The sequence below is a fragment of the Enterobacter wuhouensis genome, assembly GCF_004331265.1.
Taxonomy (GTDB): domain Bacteria; phylum Pseudomonadota; class Gammaproteobacteria; order Enterobacterales; family Enterobacteriaceae; genus Enterobacter; species Enterobacter wuhouensis.
In genome coordinates, this window is sequence record NZ_SJOO01000010.1 from 66,895 (window position 1) to 77,792 (window position 10,898).

The following is a 10,898-nucleotide window of genomic DNA, read 5'->3' on the forward strand; positions in this document are numbered from 1 at the left end:
CCCAGCGCGGACTATGCTTTTGCATACGGTTCACAACATTTTGGGAAGCTATGTCCAGATTCTTTTTTAACGACCGCAAACAGCTGGTCAACGACGCCATTGAAGGTATTCTGATCTCGGCCCCGCGTGGCAACCTCGTCAAGCTTGATATCGACCCGGCGATTCGCGTGGTGGCGCGCGCCGACTGGGATAAAAGCCGCGTGGCGGTCATCTCCGGGGGCGGTTCGGGTCACGAACCCGCGCACGCCGGGTTTGTCGGCAAAGGGATGCTGACGGCGGCAGTGTGTGGAGACCTGTTTGCCTCCCCGAGCGTCGATGCGGTGCTAAATGCCATTGTGGCGGTGACGGGCGATCGCGGCTGTCTGCTGATTGTGAAAAACTACACCGGCGACCGTCTGAACTTCGGCCTGGCGGCTGAAAAGGCCAAACGCTACGGGCTGAAGGTCGAGATGGTGATTGTCGCAGACGACATCGCACTGCCGGATAACAAGCAGCCGCGTGGTATCGCGGGAACATCGCTGGTGCATAAGATTGCGGGCTATGCGGCAGAGCAGGGTAAATCGCTGAGCGACGTGCGGAACATTGCGCAAGAGGCCTGCGACAGCCTCTGGAGCCTGGGCGTGGCAATGCAAACCTGCAACCTGCCGGGCAGCGACGATGAAGAGGGGCGCATTAAGCAAGGCCACGTGGAGCTGGGGCTGGGCATTCACGGCGAGCCGGGTGCATCTGTGGTGGATACGCAAAACAGCAAGGAGATTATCGACACGCTGGTGAAGCCGTTAAAGGCGCAGGCGGGCGAAGGGCGCTTTGCGGTGCTGATTAACAACCTCGGCGGCGTCTCGGCGCTGGAGATGGCGCTGCTGACCAAAGAGCTGGCGCATTCGGCGCTGAAAGACGATATTGCGTATCTCATCGGTCCTGCGCCGCTCGTCAGTGCGCTCGACATGAAGGGGTTTTCGCTCACGCTGCTGAAGCTAAACGATCTCTTTGAAAAAGCGATTCACGCCGAGGTGGAGACGCTGGGCTGGCAAAAGCCCGTAGCGTTTGCGCCGTTGCGCACCGTTTCCCATAGCGCGATCCACGATCGTGTGGAATACACCCCGTCGAACAATCCGCAGGTGAGGGAGCACGTCTCTTCGGTGACGAAGACGCTAATCCAGCTGGAAAACCGCCTGAACGCGCTGGATGCCAAAGTGGGTGATGGCGATACCGGTTCTACTTTTGCGCAAGGCGCGAGGGATATTGCGCAGCGCCTGGAGGAGAACAATCTTCCGCTGAACGACGTCTCTACGCTGCTGCTGCTGGTGGGCGAGCGGCTGGCGACGGTGATGGGCGGATCGAGCGGGGTATTGATGTCGATCTTCTTCACGGCGGCGGGGCAAAAGCTTCACGATGGGCAGCCGCTGCCGGAGGCGCTGCTGAGCGGGCTGGCGCAGATGAAGCAGTACGGCGGGGCAGATCTCGGCGATCGCACGCTAATCGACGCGCTGCAGCCGGCGCTGGAGGCGTTGCGGAAAGGCGATATCGAGTCAGCGGCGAAGGCCGCGCAGCAGGGCGCGGAGGCCACGGCGAAGATGGCAAAAGCCGGAGCGGGGCGCTCGTCGTACGTGAATAAAGAGAATCTGGACGGCGTGATGGACCCGGGGGCGGTCGCGGTGGCAGAGGTGTTTAAGGCCATGGTAGAAGCAAAACGGTAACAACCGTTACCGTTTTTAGTGTTTGCGCCCTCTCCCAGTGGGAGAGGGTTGGGATGAGGGCAACAGGCCGCACATTCCCCGGCAATGTCATATCAAAAATCCGCTTTCAACACCACGCGGTAACGGGCCTTGCCGTCGCGCACGTGCTGGATCGCTTCGTTGATCTTCGACATCGGATACAGCTCGGTGGTTGGTGCCACTTTGGTGCGTCCGGCAAACTTCATCAGCTTGCGCAGTTCATATGGCGTCCCGGTCGCAGAACCGGAAATGCTGCGATCCCCGCCGATCAGGGTAAACGCCGGAACCGGCAGGGGCTTCATTACGGCACCCACGGTGTGGAAGTTACCGCCATAGGCCAGCGCTTCGAAGTACGGCTGCCAGTCGAGATCGACGTTCACGGTGTTGATGATCAGGTCAAACTGACCCGCCAGCGCGTTCAGCGCGTCCGGATCGCGGCTGTTCACCACTTTATCCGCACCCATCGCCAGCACTTCTTTCTCTTTCGCCGGGTTGGAGCTGAATGCCGTCACTTCGCAGCCCATCGCGTGCAGCAGCTTGATGGCGATATGCCCCAGGCCGCCAATACCGATCACGCCCACGCGGCTGGTGGCGGTGATATGGTGCATCAACAGCGGTTTGAAGACGGTGATACCGCCGCACAGCAGCGGCCCTGCGGATTCGATATCAATGCTGTCCGGCAGCGGGATGACCCATTGCCAGTCGGCGCGCAGCTTATCGGCGAAACCACCTTTGTTGAGAATGGTCGGCGTAGCCCCTTCGAGGCAGTTGATCTGGTTCCCGCTGATACAGGCGTCACAGTGGCCGCAGCTGCGTGCCGTCCAGCCAATGCCCACGCGCTGGCCAACCTTCAGCCCTTTGTCCTGCGCGGCGCTACCGAGCGCCACCACGCGGCCAATGACTTCGTGCCCGGCAACCAGCGGATAGCTGGAGAAGCCCCATTCGTTGTCGATCATCGAGAGATCTGAGTGGCAGATCCCGCAGTAATCAACCTGCACTTCGACGTCTTCTGCTTTTAGTTCGCCCGCATCGTACTCGTACAGCTCAAGTTCTGCACCCGCCTGCGGTGCGGCGTAGCTTTTTATCTTCGACATCGTGTTTCCCCCGTTATGGTGTGAACTGAGAGTGTAGAGCATTCAGTTTACAGCCGCTTAACAGAAGAGGGCAGGAACAAAATTTACAGACTTTTCAGCATTCTGACTTCGCAGTCAACGTGGCCGGTACAGCCCAGCGGCGCATCGATATGCTCAAAGCCCAGATGCTCATACAGGCCAATAGCCTCTTTGAGGAAGGCGGTCGTTTCGAGGTAACAGCGCTTAAAACCCTGGGTGCGCGCGTGCTCAAGGGCAACGAGGGCCAGCTTCTTCGCCAGGCCCTGCCCACGCACAGACGGCAGGAAATACATTTTCTGCAGCTCGCAGATGTCCGGCTCGCTGCAGCTGAGTGGCGCAACGCCACCGCCGCCTACGACCTTGCCATCCTGCTCAAGTATCCAGTAGGCGTGCCCCGGCTGGCTGTAGAGCTGGAACAGTTCGTCCAGGTTCGGGTCGGCAACCGTGTAGCCTTTGTCAGCGGTCAGGCCGTATTCGGCGGAAACGGTGCGGATAACGGCGGCGATAGCCCGGTTATCCTGCTCGGCGATCGGGCGCATTGTCGTCGCGACGGGGGTAATCACGCTCATAGCATTACTCATTACAAAGATTGACACACAACTGCTGTTAATAGCACCGCAGAAAGGGGAGTGCAAGCGAGGAGTTTTCAGGAAGGTTACCCCTTACGCCCTGAAGCGTAAGGGGTAAAAGCATTACAGGGCGGAAATAACCGCCTGCTGCTCAATCAGCTTGGTCTTCGCATCGGCGAAAGCAACCAGGCGTTCACGCTCTTTGGCGATGACCGCTTCCGGCGCGCGGGCGACAAAGCCTTCGTTCGCCAGCTTGCTTTCGATTTTACCAATTTCCACGTCGACTTTCGCCACTTCTTTCGCCAGACGCGCCAGCTCGGCGTCTTTGTCGATCAGGCCCGCCATCGGGATCAGCAGCTCGGCGCCGTCGATGATTTTGGTCACGGAAACCGGACCTTTGTCATCCGCAGGCAGCACGGTGATGCTTTCCAGACGCGCCATGGTTTTCAGGAAGGTGTTGTTCTCGCTGACGCGACGAACGGCAGCCTCGCTGCAGCCGCGCAGCAGCAGCTCAAGCGGTTTTCCTGGGGCAATGTTCATCTCAGCACGGATGTTACGTACCGCAACGATCGCCTGCTTCAGCCACTCGGTATCCGCAGACGCCGCTTCATCAACCTTCGCCGCATCGAATTCCGGGAACGGCTGCAGCATGATGGTGTCGGCGTTGATGCCTGCAATGACCTTCACGCGCTGCCAGATGGTTTCGGTGATGAATGGAATGACCGGATGCGCCAGGCGCAGCAGGCCTTCCAGAACGGTAATCAGCGTGTTGCGCGTGCCGCGCAGTTCCGCCTCAGTTCCGCCGTTCATTACCGGCTTCGCCAGCTCCAGATACCAGTCGCAGAACTGGTTCCAGGTGAATTCGTACAGGATGCCCGCCGCAATGTCGAAGCGGTAGCTGTCCAGCGCCTCACGGAACGCTTTCACCGTCTGGTTGAATTCCGCCAGGATCCAGCGGTCCGCCAGAGACAGGGTCATTTCGCCGCCGTTGAAGCCGCAGTCCTGATCTTCGGTGTTCATCAGCACGAAGCGGCTGGCGTTCCACAGCTTGTTACAGAAGTTACGGTAGCCTTCCAGACGCTTCATGTCCCAGTTGATGTCGCGGCCGGTAGAGGCCAGCGCCGCCAGGGTGAAGCGCAGGGCGTCAGTGCCGTGAGACTCAATTCCGTTCGGGAACTGCTTCTCGGTGCGCTTGCGGATTTTCTCTGCCAGCTGCGGCTGCATCATGTTGCCGGTACGTTTTTCCAGCAGGTCTTCCAGAGAGATACCGTCAACCATATCCAGCGGGTCGATAACGTTACCCTTGGACTTGGACATCTTCTGGCCTTCGTCGTCGCGGATCAGACCGGTCATGTAGACGGTATGGAACGGAACCTGCGGCTTGCCGTCTTCGTCTTTGATGAAGTGCATGGTCATCATGATCATGCGGGCAATCCAGAAGAAGATGATGTCGAAGCCGGAGACCATCACGCTGGTTGGGTGGAACTGACGCAGCGCGTCGGTGTTCTCAGGCCAGCCGAGCGTGGAGAAGGTCCACAGCGCGGAGGAGAACCAGGTATCCAGCACGTCTTCGTCCTGACGCAGCGCAACGTCCGCGCTCAGGTTGTTTTCCTGACGCACTTCGTCTTCGGTGCGGCCAACGTAGACGTTACCTTCGTTGTCGTACCACGCCGGAATACGGTGACCCCACCACAGCTGACGGGAGATACACCAGTCCTGGATGTCACGCATCCAGGAGAAGTACATGTTTTCGTACTGCTTCGGTACGAACTGAATGCTGCCGTTCTCAACCGCTTCAACGGCCGGTTTCGCCAGCACGTCGGCACGCACGTACCACTGGTCGGTCAGCATCGGCTCGATCACCACGCCGCCACGGTCGCCGTACGGCACGGTCAGATCGTGAGGTTTGATCTCTTCCAGCAGGCCGAGCGCGTCAACGGCAGCCACAATCGCTTTACGCGCGACAAAACGTTCCATCTTCTGGAACTCAGCCGGGATAGCGTTGGAGTAAACGTCGGACTCTTCGCCTTTGGTGTCGTACACTTCTGCGCTTTCGCGGATATCGCCGTCGAAGGTCAGAATATTGATCATCGGCAGGGCGTGACGACGACCCACTTCATAGTCGTTAAAGTCGTGCGCCGGGGTGATTTTCACGCAGCCGGTGCCTTTTTCCATGTCGGCGTGTTCGTCGCCCACAATCGGAATGCGGCGGTCAACCAGCGGCAGCACCACGAATTTGCCGATCAGGTCTTTATAGCGCGGATCTTCCGGGTTAACGGCCACGCCGGTATCGCCCAGCAGGGTTTCCGGACGGGTAGTCGCGACCACCAGGTAATCTTTACCGTCGGCGGTTTTTGCGCCGTCGGCCAGCGGATAGCGGATGTGCCACATGGAGCCTTTAGACTCGCGGTTTTCCACTTCCAGGTCAGAGATGGCGGTGCGCAGTTTCGGGTCCCAGTTTACCAGGCGCTTGCCGCGGTAAATCAGGTCTTCTTTGTACAGGCGCACGAAGACTTCTTTCACGGCGTTGGACAGGCCTTCGTCCATGGTGAAGCGCTCGCGCTCCCAGTCCACGGAGTTGCCGAGACGGCGCATCTGACGGGTAATGGTACCGCCGGATTCCGCCTTCCACTGCCAGATTTTATCGATGAACGCATCGCGACCGTAGTCGTGACGGGTTTTACCTTCTTCAGCGGCAATTTTACGCTCTACCACCATCTGGGTCGCGATACCCGCGTGGTCCGTCCCCGCCTGCCACAGGGTGTTTTTGCCCTGCATGCGCTGGTAGCGGATCATGGTGTCCATGATGGTTTGCTGGAAAGCATGACCCATATGCAAACTGCCGGTGACGTTCGGCGGCGGGATCATGATGCAGAAGGACTCTTTGCTTTCGTCGCCGTTAGGCTTGAAATAGCCCTGCTGTTCCCAGTGCTCGTAAAGCGGCTGTTCGATATCGCGTGGGTTGTATGTTTTTTCCATTATGTCCAGGTTGCCGTATTCAGGTTAAAACCAGCCAGGCGGTACGCTTTATAGCGTTCGCGCGCCAGTTGTTTCAAAGATTCTTCGTAAGGGACAAAGTCTACCACTTCTGTGAAAGCGGTGGCAAAATCTGCAAAGTCTATCCGCAGGCTAATCAGAATATCGCGCGCGCTGCTGTTGCGCTTCTGCGGCCAGGCAATTTCTACCGGTGCGCCGCCGCGCGGACCTTCGCCCGACAGGTTATGCGGCACAAAGCTCTCCGCCGGGCGCGCCCACAGCGCTTCATCAAGGCGAATCGCCTGCTGCTCATCTTCACAGGCGATCAACACGCGTTTGCCTGCGCGCCAACGTTCTGCGGCAATTTCACACACCAGCTGTTCGACGGCGCTGAGGCCATCCTGATGGGTGTCGTTGTCCAGAAGGTAGAACGTTGCATTCTTCATATATGGGGCTTCTTGTCGTGGATTTAAATGCAAAGCCGGGTGGCGCTACGCTTACCCGGCCTACGGTTGAGTGACGCTGTAGGCCGGGTAAGGCGAAGCCGCCACCCGGCGTTTACATCACTCGTCGCCGTTAAAACCCGCACGATTGAGCAGGAACTGCGACAGCAGCGCCACCGGACGGCCGGTTGCGCCTTTGGCTTTACCGGAGCGCCATGCGGTGCCCGCGATATCCAGGTGTGCCCAGTTGTACTTGCGGGTGAAGCGTGCCAGGAAGCAGCCCGCGGTGATCGCCCCGCCAGGACGACCGCCGATATTCGCCATATCCGCAAAGTTGGACTCCAGCTGCTCCTGGAACTCATCGCCCAGCGGCAGGCGCCACGCGCGGTCACCGGCCTGTTCGGACGCGCCGATCAGCTCGTGCGCCAGCGGGTTGTGGTTCGACATCAGGCCGGTGATGTGGTGGCCCAGGGCGATCACGCAGGCGCCGGTCAGCGTTGCCACGTCGATTACCGCTTCAGGTTCGAAGCGCTCAACGTAGGTCAGCACGTCGCACAGCACCAGACGGCCTTCGGCGTCGGTATTTAGCACTTCAACGGTCTGGCCGGACATGGTGGTCAGCACGTCGCCCGGACGATAAGCGCGGCCCCCAGGCATGTTTTCACAGCCTGCCAGCACGCCGATGACGTTAATCGGCAGTTGAAGTTCAGCCACCATGCGCATCACGCCATACACCGCCGCCGCGCCGCACATGTCGTACTTCATCTCGTCCATGCCTTCGGCAGGCTTGATGGAGATACCGCCGGAGTCGAAGGTCAGGCCTTTACCGACCAGCACGATCGGGCGCGCGTCTTCGGACGGGTTGCCCTTGTACTCGATAACGGACATCAGGGATTCGTTCTGAGAGCCGTTGCCAACCGCCAGGTAAGAGTGCATCCCCAGCTCTTTCATCTGCTGTTCGCCGATGACGCGGGTGATGACGTTCTTGCTGTAGGAATCCGCCAGCTGTCGCGCCTGAGAGGCCAGATACGCGGCATTGCAGATGTTTGGCGGCATGTTGCCAAGATCTTTCGCGGCTTTGATACCGGCGGCAATTGCCAGTCCGTGCTGGATCGCGCGCTCGCCGCTCGTCAGCTCGCGACGGGTTGGGACGTTAAAGACCATTTTACGCAGCGGGCGACGCGGCTCGCTTTTATTGGTCTTCAGCTGGTCGAAGCTGTAAAGGCTCTCTTTTGCCGTCTCGACTGCCTGGCGCACTTTCCAGTAGGTGTTACGGCCTTTAACGTGCAGTTCGGTCAGGAAGCAGACGGCTTCCATCGAGCCGGTATCATTCAGCGTATTAATAGTTTTCTGAATAACCTGCTTGTACTGACGCTCGTCCAGCTCGCGCTCTTTGCCGCAGCCAATCAGCAGAATTCGCTCTGACAGGACGTTCGGAACATGGTGCAGTAACAGCGTCTGCCCAGGTTTGCCTTCCAGTTCGCCACGGCGCAGCAGGGCGCTGATGTAGCCGTCGCTGATTTTATCGAGTTGCTCGGCGATCGGGGAGAGTCGGCGCGGTTCAAAGACGCCCACAACGATGCAGGCACTCCGCTGTTTCTCCGGGCTACCGCTTTTTACACTGAACTCCATGCACTACGCTCCTGAATCTTAAAGACAACGGCGGCGGCTACGGATAGAATTGAAACCTTTCGTAACTCATGTCCGCTGTTGTGGTGACTTCGTGTTAATCTTACGTTATTACGGTTTCGACACGTCAGAAAAAGTCCTGAAGCGTGAATCCGCCGGATGTTTTAATCTTAGCGATGATTTCGACGACTCAAGAGAATAAATGACGTTTAAGCCATGAAACAAGCGATTTTCCAGCAAAGAGACGGGTTTTTACGGGCGTATTTAAAGTGATAATCATAAGATATCTGGTGCGGGAGACGCTCAAAAGCCAACTGGCGATCCTCTTTATCCTGCTGCTGATTTTTTTCTGTCAGAAGCTGGTTAAGATCCTCGGTGCGGCCGTTGACGGTGAAATTCCTACGAATCTGGTGCTTTCCCTGCTTGGGTTAGGCGTCCCGGAAATGGCGCAGCTTATTCTACCGCTGAGCCTTTTCCTTGGCCTGCTCATGACGCTGGGAAGACTCTACACCGAAAGTGAAATCACGGTGATGCATGCCTGCGGCTTGAGCAAAGCCGTGCTGCTGAAAGCTGCTTTTGTTCTGGCGCTGTTTACCGGCATCGTTGCCGCCGTGAACGTTATGTGGGCGGGCCCTATGTCCTCTCGCCATCAGGATGAAGTCCTGGCCGAAGCCAAGGCGAACCCCGGTATGGCGGCATTGGCGCAGGGTCAGTTCCAGCAGGCAACCGACGGTAACTCCGTTCTGTTCATCGAGAGCGTCGACGGCAGCAAATTTAACGACGTCTTCCTGGCCCAGCTGCGCACCAAAGGCAACGCGCGCCCGTCGGTGGTGGTTGCCGATTCCGGTCAGCTTGCCCAGCGTAAAGACGGTTCTCAGGTCGTCACGCTGAACAAGGGGACGCGTTTCGAAGGCACCGCGATGCTGCGCGATTTCCGCATCACCGATTTCCAGAACTATCAGGCCATTATCGGCCACCAGGCCGTCGCGCTGGACCCCAGTGATACCGAGCAGATGGATATGCGCACCCTGTGGAATACCGATACTGACAGAGCGCGTGCAGAGTTCCACTGGCGTATCACCCTCGTATTCACCGTATTTATGATGGCATTTATTGTGGTGCCGCTGAGCGTGGTAAACCCACGTCAGGGCCGCGTGCTGTCGATGCTGCCGGCGATGCTGCTTTATCTCGTGTATTTCCTGCTGCAGACCTCGATTCGCTCTAACGGCGCGAAAGGGAAGCTGGATCCGATGATCTGGACGTGGGCGATCAACAGCCTGTACATCCTGCTGGCGCTGGGATTAAACCTGTGGGATACGGTGCCGATGCGCCGCATTCGTGCCCGATTCTCGCGTAAAGGAGCGTTGTAATGCAGGCGTTTGGCGTTCTCGATCGCTATATCGGTAAAACGATTTTCTCCACCATCATGATGACGTTGTTCATGCTGGTGTCGCTCTCCGGCATTATCAAGTTTGTCGATCAGCTGAAAAAAGCCGGGCAGGGCAGCTACGACGCGCTGGGCGCAGGAATGTATACCCTGCTCAGCGTGCCGAAAGATGTGCAGATCTTCTTCCCGATGGCGGCGCTGCTTGGCGCGCTGCTGGGGCTGGGGATGCTGGCACAGCGTAGCGAACTGGTGGTGATGCAGGCATCGGGCTTTACCCGTATGCAGGTTGCGCTCTCGGTCATGAAAACCGCGATCCCGCTGGTTCTGCTAACCATGGCGATTGGCGAGTGGGTGGCACCGCAGGGTGAGCAGATGGCGCGTAACTATCGCGCGCAGGCCATGTACGGTGGTTCACTGCTCTCCACTCAGCAAGGGCTATGGGCGAAAGATGGTAAAAACTTCGTCTACATCGAACGGGTTAAAGGCGATGACGAACTGGGCGGCGTAAGCATTTATGCCTTCAACGATGAGCGCCGTCTGCTGTCCGTACGTCACGCCTCATCGGCAAAATTTGATGCTGAACATAAGCAGTGGCGTCTGTCGCAGGTGGATGAGTCTGACCTGACGAATCCAAAACAGATCACCGGTTCACAGACGGTATCGGGTACGTGGAAGACCAACCTGACGCCCGACAAGCTTGGGGTGGTTGCGCTTGATCCCGATGCGCTGTCGATTAGCGGTCTGCATAACTACGTGAAGTACCTGAAGTCGAGCGGACAGGATGCCGGACGCTATCAGCTCAACATGTGGAGCAAAATCTTCCAGCCGATGTCGGTGGCGGTCATGATGCTGATGGCGCTGTCGTTCATCTTCGGGCCGTTGCGCAGCGTGCCGATGGGCGTGCGCGTCGTGACCGGTATCAGCTTCGGCTTCGTGTTCTACGTTCTTGACCAGATCTTCGGTCCGCTGACTCTGGTGTACGGCATTCCGCCGATTATCGGTGCGCTGCTGCCGAGCGCCAGCTTCCTGCTGATCAGCCTCTGGCTGCTGCTGAGACGTTCCTGACC

At 58.3% G+C, this 10,898-nt stretch carries 8 protein-coding genes; 3 read left to right on the forward strand and 5 right to left on the reverse strand.

Annotated features, from left to right (window positions below):
* Positions 1 to 50: 50 nt before the first annotated feature.
* A complete protein-coding gene (locus tag E0L20_RS18850) occupies positions 51 to 1,697 on the forward strand; it encodes a glycerone kinase (protein WP_131635285.1) in 1,647 nt (548 codons plus the stop codon).
* A gap of 92 nt (positions 1,698 to 1,789) precedes the next feature.
* On the opposite strand, the gene ahr is transcribed toward E0L20_RS18850, so the two are convergent.
* The 5 genes from ahr to pepA all read right to left on the reverse strand — a co-directional run bounded on the left by ahr (position 1,790) and on the right by pepA (position 8,447).
* Positions 1,790 to 2,809, reverse strand: coding sequence for an NADPH-dependent aldehyde reductase Ahr (ahr, locus tag E0L20_RS18855; protein ID WP_131635286.1), 1,020 nt, complete (start codon positions 2,807 to 2,809; stop codon positions 1,790 to 1,792).
* Positions 2,810 to 2,892: 83 nt separating this feature from the next.
* Positions 2,893 to 3,396, reverse strand: a complete 504-nt coding sequence (locus E0L20_RS18860; protein WP_131635287.1) for a GNAT family N-acetyltransferase — start codon at positions 3,394 to 3,396, stop codon at positions 2,893 to 2,895.
* A 123-nt stretch (positions 3,397 to 3,519) separates the two neighbouring features.
* Positions 3,520 to 6,375 carry a valine--tRNA ligase gene (locus E0L20_RS18865; RefSeq protein WP_131635288.1) on the reverse strand — a complete coding sequence of 952 codons (2,856 nt, stop codon included), beginning with the start codon at positions 6,373 to 6,375 and terminating at the stop codon, positions 3,520 to 3,522.
* Positions 6,375 to 6,818, reverse strand: a complete 444-nt coding sequence (holC, locus tag E0L20_RS18870; protein ID WP_131635289.1) for a DNA polymerase III subunit chi — start codon at positions 6,816 to 6,818, stop codon at positions 6,375 to 6,377. The genes E0L20_RS18865 and holC overlap by 1 nt, the downstream gene beginning before the upstream one ends.
* 117 nt (positions 6,819 to 6,935) lie before the next feature.
* Positions 6,936 to 8,447 carry a leucyl aminopeptidase gene (gene pepA / locus E0L20_RS18875; protein ID WP_010436084.1) on the reverse strand — a complete coding sequence of 504 codons (1,512 nt, stop codon included), beginning with the start codon at positions 8,445 to 8,447 and terminating at the stop codon, positions 6,936 to 6,938.
* A 266-nt stretch (positions 8,448 to 8,713) separates the two neighbouring features.
* On the opposite strand from pepA, the gene lptF reads away from it, so the two are divergent.
* Positions 8,714 to 9,814 carry an LPS export ABC transporter permease LptF gene (gene lptF, locus E0L20_RS18885; RefSeq protein ID WP_131635290.1) on the forward strand — a complete coding sequence of 367 codons (1,101 nt, stop codon included), beginning with the start codon at positions 8,714 to 8,716 and terminating at the stop codon, positions 9,812 to 9,814.
* Positions 9,814 to 10,896 (forward strand): LPS export ABC transporter permease LptG, encoded by a 1,083-nt coding sequence (lptG, locus tag E0L20_RS18890; RefSeq protein ID WP_131635291.1) that lies wholly within the window; start codon positions 9,814 to 9,816, stop codon positions 10,894 to 10,896. Before lptF ends, lptG begins: the two co-directional genes overlap by 1 nt.
* The last annotated feature ends 2 nt before the right edge of the window (positions 10,897 to 10,898 follow it).

Bases quoted from the DNA above. Each gene is read 5' to 3' on its own strand.
- E0L20_RS18850 (WP_131635285.1), top strand. From the start codon at position 51: ATGTCCAGATTCTTTTTTAACGACCGCAAACAGCTGGTCAACGACGCC.
- E0L20_RS18860 (WP_131635287.1), bottom strand. From the start codon at position 3,396: ATGAGCGTGATTACCCCCGTCGCGACGACAATGCGCCCGATCGCCGAG.
- pepA (WP_010436084.1), bottom strand. From the start codon at position 8,447: ATGGAGTTCAGTGTAAAAAGCGGTAGCCCGGAGAAACAGCGGAGTGCC.
- lptG (WP_131635291.1), top strand. From the start codon at position 9,814: ATGCAGGCGTTTGGCGTTCTCGATCGCTATATCGGTAAAACGATTTTC.
- E0L20_RS18865 (WP_131635288.1), bottom strand. From the start codon at position 6,375: ATGGAAAAAACATACAACCCACGCGATATCGAACAGCCGCTTTACGAG.
- holC (WP_131635289.1), bottom strand. From the start codon at position 6,818: ATGAAGAATGCAACGTTCTACCTTCTGGACAACGACACCCATCAGGAT.
- ahr (WP_131635286.1), bottom strand. From the start codon at position 2,809: ATGTCGAAGATAAAAAGCTACGCCGCACCGCAGGCGGGTGCAGAACTT.